Source organism: Cellulophaga baltica, from assembly GCF_900102165.1.
In the GTDB taxonomy this organism is placed as follows: domain Bacteria; phylum Bacteroidota; class Bacteroidia; order Flavobacteriales; family Flavobacteriaceae; genus Cellulophaga; species Cellulophaga baltica.
Genome location: NZ_FNBD01000024.1, coordinates 1 through 16,807, shown reverse-complemented (window position 1 = coordinate 16,807; position 16,807 = coordinate 1). Strand labels below are relative to the sequence as shown.

The following is a 16,807-nucleotide window of genomic DNA, read 5'->3' as shown; positions in this document are numbered from 1 at the left end:
CACTTACGGTAATACGAACATAGATCGATAACTTATTCGATGTACTTCTTGATTTTCTTGTGAAGAAAATAACGGAAAAAGTGCTGTTTGTCTGCATTTTTAAAGGTTTTAGTTTGACATTATTTTGAAAAAACGAAAGTCAAATTGCTTTTAAATGCTCCTTAAATTTACGACAATTAGGCTTAAAGTGTGCACACCTAATTGCACACCTTTTATCTGTTATTCTTTGATATCATCTGATACCCTTAAAAACGAAAAACACTGTTAATCATACGATTAACAGTGTTTTAATACAACCTATCTCTAGGTTCGTCGGGGTGGCAGGATTATACCCAAACCACACAATATATTATATATCAATCATTTATAAATTTCAAAAACAAAATGTTAGCCGATTTGTTGACTGTACTATAAATGAACTTAAAGTAAAATGCTTTACTTCTGATAGTATAAATATATAATTTATGTATTTTCAAATCTATTTTAAAACGTAATTTATTTTAGCTGAGTTCAACCCATAAGTGCAACACACTTATTATTTAGGACTTCAATTGGGTTATTATAATTAAACTTTCTAATGGGTCTGTAATTTAGTAATCTTTCTACTTCTTTTATTCGTTTTACTGTTACTTCTCTTAAGTCTGTTTTCTTTGGAAAGAATCTCCTTATGACACCAATTCTATTTTCGACAGTTCCCTTATCTTGAGAGGTGTATGGTCTTGTAAAATAGGTTTTTACTTTTAGATCCTTAGCTATTTGATGATGTTGAGCGAACTCTTTACCATTATCAAATGTGATTGTTTTAATCCAACAGGAGTTAAAGTCAGTGAGTCTATTACTCATTTTTTCATAGACTTCTTCAGCATTCTTACTTTTTAGTTTCTCTATCATCGTTACTAGAGTAGCCCGATCCGTCATCACTAAGAGCGCTGATTTATGGTTACTCCCCATCATAAGGTCAACTTCTATATCACCAATTCGTGAACGCGTCTCAACAACTTCGGGACGTTTGTCTATGCCTATTCTACCTTTAATTGCTCCACGTCGATCTTTTATATTGTTACGTTTTTGTCTTCGCCCAGTATGACGCAAATGTTTGTGAAGACTCTTATAGTCCGAATGATCTCTATGATTGCTGTGCCTTGCCATCCAGATCCATTTATAGATAGTCTCGTGACTAGCGCACGTTTCGGATTTCTTAGATAGGCGCTTGGCGATCAGCTCTGGACTCCATTTCTCATATATCATGAGACCTTTGATCCGCACCTTCATAGACTCTGTCAAAAAGATATGCTTTGCCTTTTTAGAGTGACGATAGTCAGTCTTACACTGTGCGTGCTCACCAATGTAACGCCCAGCTGTTTGACCGCGCTTAGGGACATTGCGCTTGAGCTCCCGGCTAATCGTGCACTTGTGAACTCCTATATAATCCGCTATTTCTGTTTGTGACAATCCCGTATCTAATAGAGATTGAATTTGATACCTTTGCTCAAGGCCCAACTGTTTGTACTTTTTCATCCAAGACGAATATAAATATTGAGCCTAAAACAGAAGGGGCTAGCCCCTTCTGTTTTAAATATTCGTGTTGCACTTATGACTTGAACTTAGAATATACCCATTAACCAAAATTTAAAATAATACAACAGTCTTGACATGTATTATGATTAATGTTTTGTAATGCTAGATATTAAATTAAAATCAAAGAATGTGTGTAACAGAAGTTCTAGTAATTCGTCATAACAGAATAATCAAATAACCTATGAAGAATTTCATTTACTTTATTATAATCATTGTAACTGCAAGTTGTAGTAACTACAAAAACTCGATAGCTAAAGATTATAGCTTTATTTCAGATAGTTTAAAAATAGATTCCAAATTAAATGAATATAAATTACCAGGTTTTAGTATTACTGTGTTTGAAAATTATAAAATAGTACATACCCAACAATGGGGTGTAAAAGCCGCGAACAAGCAAGAAAAAATAGAAGAAAGTACTGCCTTCTCTACGGCTTCAATTACAAAACCTGTTACTGCATTACTCTGTTTGATTTTGGAAGAAAAAGGGCTTATTAACTTAGATGAGCCCATAAAAAAACACTTAAAGAGATGGCAATTACCAGAATGCAAGTTTACTACCGACGTTGAAGTAACTTGGAAACACTTACTTTCTCATACAGCTGGAACGAGTCAACACGGTTTTGCCGATTTTTATGAAGGAGATACCATTCCTACAATTGTTCAAAGTTTAAAAGGACAACTCCCTAGATACAAAGATAAAGAAATAGAATTCCTGTTTATTCCAGGAACAAGCTGGAAATATAGTGGCGGCGGTTTCGTAATTGTTCAAATGGCATTAGAAGACCATTTTAAAAAGCCTATTGCCGAGCTAGCTCTAGAATACATTTTTACTCCATTGAATTTGAAAAACACTACGATGATTCAGCCAAATGAAAAAGGTTTTTTGAGTAATGTCACCAAGGTACATGACGAGGATGGAAATATTATAAAAACAGGTTTACCTATAACTCCCCAATTAGCTCCATCCGGTATGTGGTCAACACCTACCGATCTAGCGAAATTGACCATTGAGATTCAAAAGGCTCTGAGAAATGAAGTAAATACTGTAATCAGCCATGAAGTTGCAAAAAAAACGACTGAAATAGCAGCATTAAAAGACGCTGTTGGTGGATGGAGCTTGGGTTGGCAGCTATCTTTTGGATATGATAATTACAATTGGTTTCAATGTAATGGCTCAAATACTGGCGTAGGTGGCGATATATTTGCCACAATAGAAGACGGTAACGGATTTGTAATTTTTGCAAATGGAGAAAAGCCAAATAGATTTCCCGTAATAGATTATACAAGAAATACGTTATTACGAATTATGAAGTGGAAAAAAGAGATTCCAAAAAATAAAATTAAACCCATATCGACAAATTTACAAAATACACTAGTTGGTACATATGATGATTTCTTGTATCAGCAAAGTTTTGAAACTACTATTGTTGCTAAAAACAATCGTTTGTATGTTCAGTCACCTTTCTTTGAACATTTTAAAGGCACTAGAGAAAGTGAAATGGTGTATCTTGGAGACAACGTTTTTAAAATTATAGACTACCCGAATTTTTTAAAATTAGAAATGGATGAAAGCGGGCAATCTATAAATTTTATCATATTTAGAGATTCCCCTGATACTCTTGCAGTAAATATTCCTTTAAATAAAAAAGAAAAGTAACTAATTTTATTTTTTAGATATTAAATAATCATTTGGTTCAACGTAGTCAAAATCTGGAGAATCGGTAAAAAACTGTCTGAGCTGCCAAACATGACCTGAACCGTAAATTAATAAAAGGCGTTCTTCTTTATCAAAATCGGTTATATCTAATGTGTTAGCAAATATTCTCAAATTTCTTCGGTACCACCTAGCTACATTATCCGCTCCTAAATAATTATCGCCAGCACCTTCTATTATTTTCGTTAGATATGACTGATGGTCTTTACGCCTGTTCTCAGGATTATTCAGTCTTAATAAAAGCTCTGTAAGAGTTCGGGTAGTTTTCAATGAATCTCCTATTTTATAAAATGCATCAAAATCGTATCGTCTTGCTTTTTTATATTGACCTTGTGATTTTAAGTACGCATCTTCGTCATAATTGTCCCAATCTAAATTTACACCAAACCAATCGGCAGAGGCATCAGAACAAAAAATTCGGTCGTGGCCAAGTTTTTTGGCAAGTTTAAATCCTATTTGATAAACTTCGTTACTCTTTTCGCTAATATCAAAACTATCTTTCAAATAGTTTTGATACCTTTCATTTACAATACTATCTGCTTTAATTCTATTCCATTCCAATAGTATTTTGGTCGGTTTGTATTCTGCTATTTTGTTGAGAAGTGTCTCTAACTCAACTTGTTTTTTATCTTCCAAAATATTAAAAGGAAATTTAGGTTTATAACCATCCAAACCAGCATCATTAAAATGAAAAACACCCAAAACCATTGCTTTAGTTTTATGTTTTCCTATAAAAAGATTAGGGTCTTCTATTGGACTTAAATTATCCAATTTTAGCTTATCAATAAATATCTTGTCTTTTTGTTGGTTACAAGAAGTAAGTAGTACAAGAACAGTTAATATGTAAATTAGGTTCTTCATGTATAGGTAAAGTTTTGTTTTTTAAAGGACTGTTTGTATTTGCTTTTGTTGCACTTTTCTAATTATTCTTTTGTTTTTAAAATTCTGTAAAACTAGAAATACTAAAAAGCTAGAAATTGTAAAAAATCGACATTTTCAATCCATTAAAACGATTTTACCGCACTTTAAATTAAGAATTATTCATTTATACTGTCCGACCTAAAAACAATTTCTTTAAAGGAAGATAGCTTTTTAGTTATTCTAATGAATGGGATATAGGATAAGCGGAAGTGTTGATGGCTTTTTGGAGAAAGTTGAATATATCCCATTCAATGGAATGTTAAAACAGATATTTCTTTAACAGGTCTAATACTATTTGGTAGTATAACAGCTTTCAATTATTTATTAAAAGTTGTTTCTTCAGAAAAAGTAGCAACTTCTGTATTTATTAAACTTATTACAATAGCATCTATATGGGATGGTATATTTTAGACTAAAAGATTACTGTTAAATCTATAATATCACCAGCTATATTATTAGCTGGAGTTTATTTCACAAACAATCATAAAATAAGACTCCCTAAAAAATAATATACTTTCCAAACTATCAAGTAACAAAACACAGACTTAAACGTTGTATGATTAATTGAGTTGTTTGAAATAAAGCTAACCAATTTAAAAGAAGAAATTATGTGTTAAAACGGAAGTAACTAGAAAATGGAATACAATTTAATACCACCTTGCAAAAAACTTGAAAGCCACATAAATCATTTTTGGGTTTGTACCTGGGATGCCCCTTTAGAAAAACCGAACACGACATACTATGTTGTTGGTAGTAGTTTATCTGAAATTGTTTTTGCCTTTAACGGAAATGAAAAGAACTCTAGCTTTTTGTTTTCAGCCATTCAAGGTCATACCCATTTAGCTAATCAGTATCCGGTAGATGAATTTCATCATCTTATAGGTGTAGCGTTTTATTCGTATGCAATCCCCAATTTTTTTAATATTCCTGCAACTGAACTTAATGAAAAGTTCATGCCTTTGAATACATTTCTTGGTAAGGAAGGTATCCTGTTAAATGAAAAGATAGAAACAGCCTCTTCAACTAAAGAGCGTATTGATGTTTTATCTGAATATTTTAAATCGCTTTTGAACCAACCTAAAATGGAAGACCTATTAATAACCAAAGCAATTAAGGCTATAAAAAATGGTAATGGGAACCTAAAAATTGAACCACTTGCCTATGATTTTGGTCTTTCTCAAAAACAATTTAACAGACGGTTTAAACAATACTCAGGGTTTAATCCCAAAACCTATTCAAGGGTCATTCGTTTTGAATCTGTGATTAAACAACATCCTACTAGTTCAAGTCTTACAGAAATAGCACATGAAAACGGCTATTTTGACCAAGCCCATTTTAATAATGAATTTAAACTATTTACAGGATTCAATCCAAAAGACTTTTGGAACCTAAGTGACGACGATATTTAAAACGTCTATTTTTTACAAGTTTAAGAATCCTCAGTTAAATAGTTTTGCGGAGTAAAAACCTAAACCAGCTCAACTAAGGATGAATTACAGAATTGAAAATAAAGAAAAAATAATCGGGCTCTTTCTGTTTATCGGACTAATTGCAGGAATTTTTAGCGTAGCCCCAGCAATTGATTCTGCAAACTATTTAACAGAAGCTACCACAAATTCCAACCAAGTAATTATAGCTGTCATATTTCAATTTATAATGTCTCTTATCTATTTAGGCATTGCTATTTTACTATATCCTGTAGTTAAACAGTTTAGCCGAACTTTGTCAATTGGCTTTTTAAGTTTCAGAATTATTGCTATAACACTTTCCATTTTGGGAACAATTCTAATGCTTGGGCTTCTTATTTTAAGTGATAATTACGTTAAAGGAACTTCTGAAAACTTTTTGGAGATTCAAACATTAGCAGATACGTTAAAATCATCTCGCGATACCGTGAATCATATATTTATGATTTTAGTATTGTGCATAGGTAATATTATGCTGTATGTTGTATTTATTAAATCAAAATTAATACCTAAATGGATTTCTATTTGGGGAATAACTGGAGCAGTCTTATCCATAATTGCAAGTGGTTTAGTTCTATTCAGTATTTTGGATATTATAACAGTAGAATACATAATTTTAAATGTGCCAACAGCTATTCTCGATATAGTATTGGGTATCTGGTTGATGTTCAAAGGATTTAATAAAAGGTCACTTCTTTATCTAAAAAAACAGACTTAATATGTAGCTTTTTTTACTTAAAATGTCCATTTTTTACAATTTTCAAAGTTTTGTTCTAAGTAGTTTTGCTGTTTTTAATTTACCTGTTAAAATAATCAAAAGCATGCCACAAAAAGAAAAACCTAAAAAGCTGTATTATGTAATTATTGCAATTTCAATAGTTGTACTTCTTTATGGTCAATTTAAAGATGATATTCACTTTCAAGGTTCTAGTGAGATTGGAACAGAAATTACGGTAAGTGAGTTTAACCAATTGAAGAAGCAAAAAGATAGTGATGGTAAAAGATACTCAATAATTGGGCATGCAAGCATTAGTAATTCTGATATCACGAGAGTAATTGGGAGACCATTAAAAATAATTTTTAAAGACGCTGACAACAATTATATAGAGCGTTTTGAATTGTATTTAGGGGAAGGTAAAAATGAATTTTATCTACCGAATAAATTCACACCTGAAGATTTAGTTTTGTTTGATAATGAAGGAAATAAACATGCCTATAATGAAAATGTACGTTTGTCATTTACATTTAAAAGAATAAAAAACGCAATCCCAGAGAGAGATGAAGAAACTGGAGAGTATGTTTGGAGTTACAACCAAATAAGAATTGACCCAGTAAAATAAATTAAACATTACTTAATATAATACAGTTACAATATCACGGGCTGTTCGTCTTAATTAATTTACTAACTTAAATGAATTATGAAAATTAAATTATTACTTGCCTTATCAATACTTGTGCTTACAAATTGCAAAAACTCAGACAAAAAAGAAGCTCCTATAACCGTGGATAAAGTTCAGATTGCCATGGATAAAAATGTAGATTCTCTTCTTTTAGATTCTAAAATAAATGCTGTTTCAATCGGAATTTACAAAGATGGCAAAAAGTATATAGCTCACTATGGAGAACTAGATAAAGGGAAAAACAACAAACCAACGAATGAAACAATCTATGAAATTGCATCGGTAAGTAAAACGTTTACAGGAGTATTGGTTGCCAATACGGTTTTAGAAGGTAAACTAGCTCTTGATGATGATATTAGAAAGTACCTAAAAGAAGATTTCAAAAACTTTGAATATAATGGTGAACCCATAAGAATTAAACATTTGTTGACGCACACCAGTAGAATGTCAAAATTCTTACCTGAAAGTATCAATGCGCTGTTCAATGACTTTAATGAAGATTTACCTTTTAAGGTATATGAAGTTCAAAAGAATTATGGTAAAAAAGATTTTTTTCGCGATTTGCATACCATAGAACTTGATACTATACCTGGTGAAAAATATGCATATTCTAACGTTGACACAGAACTAATGGCGGAAATACTGGAAAATGTTTATGACAAATCTTTTAATGACATTTTGAAAGACTATTTCCAAAAGAATGCGGATATGCATAATACCTATGTAGACCTCCCAAAAGATAAAGAACAATATTTAGCTAATGGTTATGGAATGACTGGTAAACTCGTACCACATGAAGTCGTGATTTACGGAGCAGATGGAGGAGTAAAAACCACCATGCCAGATTTAATTAACTATATGCAATTGCACTTAGACCCTAGCAATAAAGTAGTCGCAGAATCTCACAGAAACCTTCTAGAAAATGGAAACAGAGAAATAGGCTATTACTTTCCAATTAGAAACAATGAAGAATACGGTGCGTATTACAGTATGCACGGAGGTGGTTTTGGTAGTCAAAATTGGTTTTTTCTACTACCTAAATATAATTTGGGAATCTCTGTGATTACAAACCAAAGTGACTTGGACACAGCTGATAAATTAATGAAAGTTGTTAAATGTTTAATTGAAGATTTGAAATAACTGGATTGATATAAAATCATTAATTACAAACAAAAATTAAGTGAAGAAATTAACAGCATGAACAAAATACTATTGGCCTTATTAATTGTTATTCCTTTAAATCTATTCTCGCAAAAGTCTATTTGTGAAGAAAAACTAGAAGCACAATTGCTTAGTAAAATAAAGAACTATGAATCTAAAAATCTTGTGCCATACTATTCAGAAAAAGATGAAAAATGGGGGCTTCTAGATAAAGAGCCTAAGAAAAAAATTACAGGACCCATTTTTAAGAAACCTGTTTTTTTTAGTCCCTGGCTCAGTGCAGACCATGTTTTTGAAACTAAAAACAATGAAGATGGTTGTAAAATAGTTTTAAAAGATTCTAGAAGCAACTATGATGTGCGTTATGTTTCAGAGGGAGATTATAGTATCTCAAGACAATTATATAATGAATCTTTTGAAGAGGTAACAAACAATAGAGAAATGATTAATAATGATATTTCTGGTTTTGAAGTCGATGAAGAAGGGGCTATCACTTCATACAATGGTAAATATTATGATTTTAATAATAACGAACCGCTAATTGATAGATTTGCCATCCAATTCAAAGAAAAGTACTATGCGGTTGTGAATAAACATGAAAATTTTACTACCACATATTCTATTATTGACCAAGATGGAAATGTAGTTCAAGGTTTTGAGAAGATGCGTGACCGTCCTCGCTACAATTATACCTTTGCGACCACAGAAGATTTGTGGTTTTTGATTGAAATAGAGAATAATAGAGAAGGTTATGTCTTTAGGTCTATTAACCAGCAAGAATCTCCTGAAAAATTTGCATCACCTTATAGTATGACCATCTTTCCTAAAACCATTGGGTACGCAATTCTAAGAACAGAATCTGGGTATGGCGTATTGGACTTAACAACGATGAAATGGAAAATCCAACCAGCTCCTGAAAACGTTTTCTACTCCTTACATTATGCTTCATCAGATGTATTGTTAGATAAAAATTATCCAGATCACATCGTTCCTGAAATTCCAGTTGAAAAGATATATGAAAATCGGAAAAAGACGAATATTTATGTTCTAAATCCTAAAAATCAACTCCAAGATTTAGACCTTAACTTATATATCCCTAAAGATTAGTATAACCCTGATACATCCCATTTTTTAAATCCTGTTAAATCAGATGATTTAGAAAGTTAGTTGGTAGATGCACCATTTGATGTTAACAAAAAACTAGATTTATTCTAAAAATTTAGTTCAACTATTAAACCTTTCTTCGACTATAGTCTTATAACTTTCACCAATAGGAATCTCTACTTTACCCATTTCGACATCATTTTTTGTGAAAGCTGTAATTTGATGGTAATTCACAATATACGAACGATGAATGCGTATAAAGCGACTGTCTAACTCTTTTTCAAAAGCAGAAATACTAAATTTTACAGTATGTGAAACATCAACAAAATGAATCTTTATATAATCTTTTAAACTTTCTATATATAAAATTTCGGCAAAATCTATTCTTATTTTTTTTCTGTTTTTTGTTACAAAAATAAAATCATCCTTTTCGGTTGTTACCGTAGTTTGATACTCTTGATTATAACTATTCTGCTGTTGTTTAAATTTTTCAATAGCCTTAAAAAAACGTGAAAAGCTAATGGGTTTTAGTAAATAATCTATTGCGTTTAATTCAAATCCATCCAAAGCATAATTCCTGTAAGCTGTTGTAAATATCACTTTAGGTTTGTGAAGCAAGTTCTTGAAAAAATCTGTACCCCTTAAAACAGGCATTTCTATATCTAAAAATAGTAAATCTATAGCTTGCTTTTGTAAAATGGCACTTGCTTCTATTGCACTAGAACAAGAAGCTATAAGCTCAAAATTTGTTAATTGCCCTATGTGAGCTTCGATTAACTCTCTAGCTAATTCTTCATCGTCAATAATTAAACATTTGTAGTTCATTATTTGGCAAGTAATTTTAAAGTTACTTTATAGATTTCTTTGGCATTTTCTATATCCAACGTATAATTATTTGGGTATAACAACTCTAACTGCTTTTTTACATTTTTTAAACCAATACGATTCTCTTCCCTTTTTTCAAGGCTAGCATTAGGCTTAGAGTTTTTTATATAAAAAACAATCTGATTATTTTCAAGGTTAATATTTATTTCTATCAAAGCTTCTTTTAACTCTTGGCTAACACCGTGTTTAAAAGCATTTTCAATAAAAGTTAACAATAATAATGGTGCAATTTTCACATCCTTTTTAATATTGTTTTCAAATAAAATTTGAACGCGTTTACCATACCTCACTTTCTCTAAAGAAAGATAGTTCTCAATCAACTCGATCTCTTTCTGAAGAGAAACAAAAGTATCATTACATCTATATAGCATATAATCTAATATATCTGCTAATTTTTCTATAACATCTGGTGTTTGGTCAGATTTTTTTAATGCTAGCGAATACAAATTATTTAAGGTATTAAATAAAAAATGCGGATTTAATTGATGCTTTAAGGCAGTTAATTCTGCTGTTTTCTTCTGTTCATTTAATTTTAAAAGCCTTTGTTGATTCTTATAAAACCGAGCCATTAGAAGTAATACGGCAGGAGTTAAAAACAAAATAGATTTACCTAAAAAAACAGAAAAATAAGTAAGTCTTTCCCAAAATGAATCTTCCGCATATTTTTTAGCTATGTCATTATAATACGCTATATATTTTGGTTCATATAAATACATATGAAGTGTTACATACAATACAAACATTAGAATTAGCAAAATTATAAGCCAAAAAATAAAAAGATAGTTTCTTTTTTCGTTTAAAAATTTTGGAACTAACAGATACAAACAAGTGTATGCTGTGATTATTTGTGGGATTATGATTTTACAGATAGAATGAAATAACTGTAAATAACCTGCTTCAAAATCACTAACATTTGAAGAGAGCATGAAGTATAAGAACACGGATACCCAAAACAATAAATGTTTGAATACTATAGACCTATGTGGGTTGTATTTTTTTAAAAAAGGCTTCATCTGAAATTGCTAAAGTACAATTATACTAGCTATTATTATTTAAAAGTCGCTAAAACCGCTGTGTAGGATGTCGAACAGAGTTTCTATGATGATAAGTAAATAATCGTCTAAAAAATACTTTCTGTGGGCATTCATTAATTACTCGTCTATTTATTTAAAATGGTATGTAGTTCACTTATACTTTTGAATCAAAATACATTAAAACACAAAACATGAAGCATCCAATTTTTGTTTTACTATTAGTCCTTTTCTCAATATCTGCGTTTGCACAGAAATCTAATAAAAGTTCAGAGAACCGAATTATTGAGACAGATTTTACTGATCGTCAAGCTATCATCACCACAATTAAAAATTTTTATATAGGCGACCACACAGGAAGTATAAAACATAAAAAACTTTCCATGCATGAAAATGGCGCTTATAGATATGTAAATAAAGAAGGAAAATATAAAGAAAGTGAATTTCGATTAGATTCTGACAATGCTGATCCAAATTACAAAGAAGAGCTTTTAAGTATTGAAATTTATGATAAGATTTCTTTTGCTAGACTTCGACTATATCAATTTCACTCCAAAATTCCTGAATATAAATTAATGATACTTCATAAGGTTGATAACCAATGGAAAATTACCAGTATTTATTGGGGTTACGGTATAAAACAATAAAAATAATATTTCATGAAGCACGTATTCTATATAATGTCTTTCTTGTCATTTTTCTTAGTCTTTTCACAAGCCAGTAAAAGCGATGACAAGTTAGACGAACGACAATTACTTATTAATATTTATGGAAATCAAAATTCTAAAAAAGTTATTAATTACGATAAAAGCTTTGTTAGTGAATCTAAGATCTTTTATGAAAGCTTAGAAAAAAAAAGTTCCATACAATTATCTGATAAAGAGAGGATTAGGTTTGCGCTTAAAAATTATATAGAAGGGAGTTCCTATAACAACATTAAGCAGTTAGAATGTGTATTTACTGAAAATGCCTCTTTATACTTAACAGTTGGTGGAGAGTTTAAATCGCTAACACCAAAAGAATATGTTGCTTTTTTTAAAGATGCTGAAAAAGGAAAGTTTAATGGTCGGTATGGAAAAGTATTATCAATTGAAGTAGTAAAAGATATTGCAACTGCTAAAGTTGAAATTTCAATACCAGAAAGGAAAATGATTTATATCGATTTACTTCTATTAAAAAAGTCCGAGAATAATTGGAAAATAATTAGTAAAACAGCAACTAGAATTGATGATACAGAAGGCAAGTAAAATTAAAATAGCAATCTTGCTTGTGTTACAATTTATAGCAATAAGTATATCTGCTCAAACTCCCACAATTACTTATGTAGACACACAAATTGACGTAGATGGCAAATTCAATGAAGATGTATGGAATACTTTAAATTCACATTCTGGTTTTTATAATTATGCACCAACGGATGTTGGTTTGGCAGAAAATCAATCATCAGTAAAAATGTTTCATAATGGAGAATACTTGTATGTTAGTTTAACATATAATGACACTACAAGCAATACGCAAGTAAGTTCTTTAAAACGAGATGTTCCTATTGGGATAAGCGATGGATTTGTAATGGTTTTAGATACCCAAAACCAAGAACAAAACGCCTATTATTTTTCAGTAAATAGTTATAGCACTCAAATAGATGGTATAGTAGAGCGTACTAATGAAGGTTATGATTTTACCACAAGTTGGAACACAATTTGGAAAGCAAAAGCTTTTTTAAATGACAACTTAAAGCAATATGAAATAGCGATTCCGTTAAAATCGTTAAATTTTAATAGTGACAATAGCGTCTTTGGAGTTCAGTTTTATGTAAGAGATATTAAAACGAATTCATGGACCATTTTAAAAAATGTGAAACGTAACTATCGCTTATTTGATTTGCGTTTTACTGAAAAATTCAGGGTTGAAGATTTACCTAATTCATCCGCTTCACGTTTTGCGGTTACACCATTGGTAACAGTAAATAATCAAAACGATGTAGTTAACAATACCAATGAAATAACAATTAAACCTAGTTTAGATGTCCAATACAATGTAACGTCGTCATTAAAATTAGATGCGACCATAAATCCAGATTTTTCACAGATTGATGTAGACCAACAAGTAACAAACCTTACCCGGTTTTCAATATTTTTTCCAGAGCAGCGAAACTTTTTTCTTGAAAACGCCGATTTATTTTCAAACTTGGGGGTTGAGGGTATAAACCCCTTTTACTCAAGAAGAATTGGAGCTGAAAACCCTATTCAATTTGGACTAAAATTATCAGGAAATGTATTGCCAAAAACAAGAATTGGTGTTTTAAATGTACAAACTGATCATGAAGATACAAATGCTTCACAAAATTATGGAGCCTTAGTCGCAGAGCAACAACTAAATAAAAACTTTACTGCAACAGGATTTCTAATAAATAGACAAGAAACTGATAAGTTCAATTTTAAGAATGATTACAATAGAGTAACTGGAATCAATTTAAATTTTAAATCAGACAACAATAAATGGATTGGTTTAGCCAACTTAGGAAAAAGTTTTAATGATCATATCTCTGGTGATAATAGTTTTTACAATGCAGGTATTTGGTTTAATAAAAGAGGTTTTAACTGGAATGCAGCTATAAAAAATGTGGGTAAAAATTATATTACAGATGTTGGTTTTACGCCACGCCTATATAACTATGATGCCATTAATGATGTAACTGTTAGAGAAGGCTATACACAAACTACTATAGGTACTAGTTATGAAAAGTTTTACGATAACTCTAGAACGCTAAACTCAGTAAGATATCTAAATTATAACAATGATATTTATTTTGATGAAAGTGGAGATTTAAATCAAGCATCACACTTTTTTAATGGAGTAGTTTTTTTTAAAGACTTGTCATCTATCTATTACGTGTATACCCAAGAATATGTAAACTTAAAATATGGTTTTGCACCTTTAGGAAATGGGAATGCCTTAGAACCTGACAACTATAATTTTGGGATTTTCAAAATAGGATATAATTCTGCGAATAATCAAAAATTTAGATATCAGTTAGATGCACAAAAAGGAAACTATTATGGAGGAAGTAGAATTGCAGCTGGTGCATATATAAACTATCAATTATTACCTTTTGCAAACCTTCAATTGAATTATGATTTTAATAAAATAGATTTAGATTTATTGGGTAAAAAAACGTTTCACCTAACCCGTTTTACTGGGGAAGTATTTTTCAACAATCGATTAAACTGGACTACCTATGTACAATACAACACACAAAATGACAACTTTAATATAAATAGCCGCTTACAATGGGAATATAAGCCATTGTCCTACATATATCTTGTGCTTTCAGATAATTATAATCAAGACATTATACGTAAAAGCTGGGGATTAGCCTTTAAAATGAATTATAGGTTCGATTTTTAGAGTTGACAAAATCGAGCAGTCTGAAATTATAAAAATGTCCATTTTTTACAATTTTCATAATATTTCAAAAAGTAATTTCGCCAATCAAAAAACAAAATTTAACCTACATTTAGAATGACAAAAAGCATAAAATTATTCGCTACATCAATTCTTACAACTATTTTCATACTTGGTTGCAGTAAAGATGATACTACTGAAACACCTATAGAAATTAAAAATGCTAATATTACATCTTACTCTAATGATTTTGGATATTCAGGGGAAACAATATCTATTTTAGGTACAAATTTTTCTGAAGATAAGACGGATGTAAGTATCGCTTTTGATGATATTGCTGCAGAAATATTAAGTTCCAATACTACAGAAATCAAATTCAAACTACCAAAAACAACAAACTTAGTTCTTGTACTTAAAATTCAAATAGCAAATACCAATCTTACAAGTGCTTATCAAAATGATTATAATGGTAAAATTGCTGTTTTACCTAAAAAGATAAACGAATGGGAGCTTACACCCAATGCTGTTCCTTGGACTGAAGGAAAGCCATTGTTTAAAACACAACAAGTAAATGGTTTACGTTATTATTTCTCTGTAAAAGATAATGGGGGGTGGCGGACATACGTACCGAACATTAAATGGAGGTATTACTTGGGAAGCTTGGGCTTCTGTAGGTATTTTTGGAGCATTCTATGCAACGATTAATGATGAAGGCTGGGCAGATTTTGCACGAATTAATAAAATACCCGTTGGAGGTTCTACTTTAATTAACAATACAATTTTTATAAATCCTGATACTGAAAACACTATAAACTGTGGTTTATATGTATCTGAAGATATGAAAACAGGTATTGCTGCATTTTCCGATAAAGTCATATATGAAACAAAAGACGGTATTAACTTTTCAGAAGTTTATAATAATAGTTCCAACAACAATGAATTACGTTCATTCTTTGCTTTAGATGAAAACCATATTTGGGTTGGTGGCAGAAACAACTTGGGAAACAATCCTGTTGTTTTACATAAAAATGGAGAGAATTCTATTTGGAAAGAAACCATAATCCCTGGTAATTCAACCGAATCGTATCCCTTTGTTTTTGACATCGAATTTTCAGACGCCTCTAACGGTTTTCTACTTTTATCCACAAATACGGCAACGGGCGACAATGCTGAAACTGTAAAACTATATAGTACAATTGATGCCAGTAGTACCTGGACACAAAAGCATAACGCACCAAAATTTTACGACATTGTCTTTAAAAATCAAAATGAAGGTTGGGGCGTTTCTGAAAATAAAATTTATAAAACAACGGATGCGGGTACTACTTGGCAATTATCTTATACGCACACAGAAAATTTGGGAAGTATTACCTATAGAGACAATGTGGTTATATCATTAACAAAAGGTGGTCTATTAAAGTATTTTTATGAATAACTAGATTCTAAGATTTTAAAATATTCCTAGATATAAACTTTTAATATCTATCCTTAAAATTAAAACATTCCCAAATGAAAAATAAAACCTACTTAATTTTCATTTTTATAATACTCAACAGCTCTTGCGGTAAAGATAACTTAGAAGATATAGGAAATGACATTGTATCGGACGTTCCTGAAAATACAATAACAGCACCTTGTAGTTTTAACTTATCTGACCTAACCACTGATTCCACTATAAAAATAGATTGCATATTAGACTTAAATGGACAAACAATTACTTTGTCTAATAATGTAAATTTTGAGTTTGGTCGAGGAGATATAATAAATGGTAAACTTATTTTTTCTAATGGAACCATTGATGTAGGCTTCCCTAAAAATAGGACAGTTTATAATTCGAATTTACTAACTTTAAATTCAAACTGTCACAATGAAAAACAGCAAATTTAGCGAGAGCCAGATTATTAAAGCTCTTAAGGAAAATGAACAAGGAAGATCCGTAGGTGATTTATCTAGAGAATTAGGAATTGACAAAAGCACTTTCTACTATTGGAGAAAGAAGTACGGCGGTATGGAACAACAGCAGCTTAAACGTTTAAAAGAACTTGAAGAAGAGAACAATAAACTTAAACAGATGTATGCTGATGTGAGTCTTGATAATAAGATGCTTAAAGACGTATTGTTAAAAAAGTTCTAAAGCCTTCC

At 30.8% G+C, this 16,807-nt stretch carries 17 protein-coding genes; 13 read left to right on the top strand and 4 right to left on the bottom strand.

Features of this window, described 5'->3' with window-relative positions:
* Nucleotides 1-510: 510 nt before the first annotated feature.
* Nucleotides 511-1,518, bottom strand: coding sequence for an IS30 family transposase (locus BLQ19_RS20285; protein ID WP_074539575.1), 1,008 nt, complete (start codon nt 1,516-1,518; stop codon nt 511-513).
* Nucleotides 1,519-1,759: 241 nt separating this feature from the next.
* On the opposite strand from BLQ19_RS20285, the gene BLQ19_RS20280 reads away from it, so the two are divergent.
* Nucleotides 1,760-3,235 carry a serine hydrolase domain-containing protein gene (locus BLQ19_RS20280; protein WP_074539574.1) on the top strand — a complete coding sequence of 492 codons (1,476 nt, stop codon included), beginning with the start codon at nt 1,760-1,762 and terminating at the stop codon, nt 3,233-3,235.
* Nucleotides 3,236-3,241: 6 nt separating this feature from the next.
* Here the strand turns inward: BLQ19_RS20280 and BLQ19_RS20275 are convergent, their stop codons facing one another.
* Nucleotides 3,242-4,153, bottom strand: a complete 912-nt coding sequence (locus BLQ19_RS20275) for a DUF5694 domain-containing protein (RefSeq protein WP_074539573.1) — start codon at nt 4,151-4,153, stop codon at nt 3,242-3,244.
* Between the two features lie 695 nt (nt 4,154-4,848).
* On the opposite strand from BLQ19_RS20275, the gene BLQ19_RS20270 reads away from it, so the two are divergent.
* From BLQ19_RS20270 to BLQ19_RS20250, 5 genes are all read left to right on the top strand, one after another.
* Nucleotides 4,849-5,622 (top strand): helix-turn-helix domain-containing protein, encoded by a 774-nt coding sequence (locus tag BLQ19_RS20270; protein ID WP_074539572.1) that lies wholly within the window; start codon nt 4,849-4,851, stop codon nt 5,620-5,622.
* A 79-nt stretch (nt 5,623-5,701) separates the two neighbouring features.
* Nucleotides 5,702-6,397: a DUF4386 domain-containing protein gene (locus BLQ19_RS20265; protein WP_074539571.1), complete on the top strand. Its 696-nt coding sequence runs from the start codon at nt 5,702-5,704 to the stop codon at nt 6,395-6,397.
* Nucleotides 6,398-6,500: 103 nt separating this feature from the next.
* Nucleotides 6,501-7,019 carry a hypothetical protein gene (locus BLQ19_RS20260; RefSeq protein WP_139150302.1) on the top strand — a complete coding sequence of 173 codons (519 nt, stop codon included), beginning with the start codon at nt 6,501-6,503 and terminating at the stop codon, nt 7,017-7,019.
* A 78-nt stretch (nt 7,020-7,097) separates the two neighbouring features.
* Nucleotides 7,098-8,219, top strand: a complete 1,122-nt coding sequence (locus BLQ19_RS20255) for a serine hydrolase domain-containing protein (protein WP_083332321.1) — start codon at nt 7,098-7,100, stop codon at nt 8,217-8,219.
* Between the two features lie 57 nt (nt 8,220-8,276).
* Complete coding sequence (locus BLQ19_RS20250; RefSeq protein WP_074539569.1) at nt 8,277-9,347, top strand: hypothetical protein; 1,071 nt, start codon at nt 8,277-8,279, stop codon at nt 9,345-9,347.
* A gap of 117 nt (nt 9,348-9,464) precedes the next feature.
* Here the strand turns inward: BLQ19_RS20250 and BLQ19_RS20245 are convergent, their stop codons facing one another.
* Together BLQ19_RS20245 and BLQ19_RS20240 are read right to left on the bottom strand one after the other, a co-directional pair.
* Nucleotides 9,465-10,169, bottom strand: coding sequence for a LytR/AlgR family response regulator transcription factor (locus BLQ19_RS20245; RefSeq protein ID WP_074539568.1), 705 nt, complete (start codon nt 10,167-10,169; stop codon nt 9,465-9,467).
* The gene (locus BLQ19_RS20240) at nt 10,169-10,945 is read right to left on the bottom strand and encodes a sensor histidine kinase (protein ID WP_175444455.1); all 777 of its coding nucleotides are present in this window, start codon (nt 10,943-10,945) and stop codon (nt 10,169-10,171) included. Before BLQ19_RS20240 ends, BLQ19_RS20245 begins: the two co-directional genes overlap by 1 nt.
* Nucleotides 10,946-11,454: 509 nt before the next feature.
* Between BLQ19_RS20240 and BLQ19_RS20235 the strand changes: the two genes are divergently transcribed.
* From BLQ19_RS20235 to BLQ19_RS20205, 7 genes are all read left to right on the top strand, one after another.
* The gene (locus tag BLQ19_RS20235) at nt 11,455-11,907 is read left to right on the top strand and encodes a hypothetical protein (protein WP_074539566.1); all 453 of its coding nucleotides are present in this window, start codon (nt 11,455-11,457) and stop codon (nt 11,905-11,907) included.
* A 12-nt stretch (nt 11,908-11,919) separates the two neighbouring features.
* Nucleotides 11,920-12,507: a nuclear transport factor 2 family protein gene (locus BLQ19_RS20230; protein WP_254788481.1), complete on the top strand. Its 588-nt coding sequence runs from the start codon at nt 11,920-11,922 to the stop codon at nt 12,505-12,507.
* A complete protein-coding gene (locus BLQ19_RS20225; protein ID WP_074539565.1) occupies nt 12,488-14,668 on the top strand; it encodes a DUF5916 domain-containing protein in 2,181 nt (726 codons plus the stop codon). The genes BLQ19_RS20230 and BLQ19_RS20225 overlap by 20 nt, the downstream gene beginning before the upstream one ends.
* Nucleotides 14,669-14,782: 114 nt before the next feature.
* Complete coding sequence (locus tag BLQ19_RS20220; protein WP_074539564.1) at nt 14,783-15,370, top strand: IPT/TIG domain-containing protein; 588 nt, start codon at nt 14,783-14,785, stop codon at nt 15,368-15,370.
* Entirely contained in the window at nt 15,270-16,100 is an 831-nt protein-coding gene (locus BLQ19_RS20215; RefSeq protein ID WP_074539563.1) for a WD40/YVTN/BNR-like repeat-containing protein, read from the top strand. The genes BLQ19_RS20220 and BLQ19_RS20215 overlap by 101 nt, the downstream gene beginning before the upstream one ends.
* Before the next feature lie 74 nt (nt 16,101-16,174).
* Complete coding sequence (locus BLQ19_RS20210) at nt 16,175-16,552, top strand: hypothetical protein (protein ID WP_074539562.1); 378 nt, start codon at nt 16,175-16,177, stop codon at nt 16,550-16,552.
* Nucleotides 16,533-16,799, top strand: a complete 267-nt coding sequence (locus BLQ19_RS20205) for a transposase (protein WP_038507923.1) — start codon at nt 16,533-16,535, stop codon at nt 16,797-16,799. Before BLQ19_RS20210 ends, BLQ19_RS20205 begins: the two co-directional genes overlap by 20 nt.
* Nucleotides 16,800-16,807 lie beyond the last annotated feature (8 nt).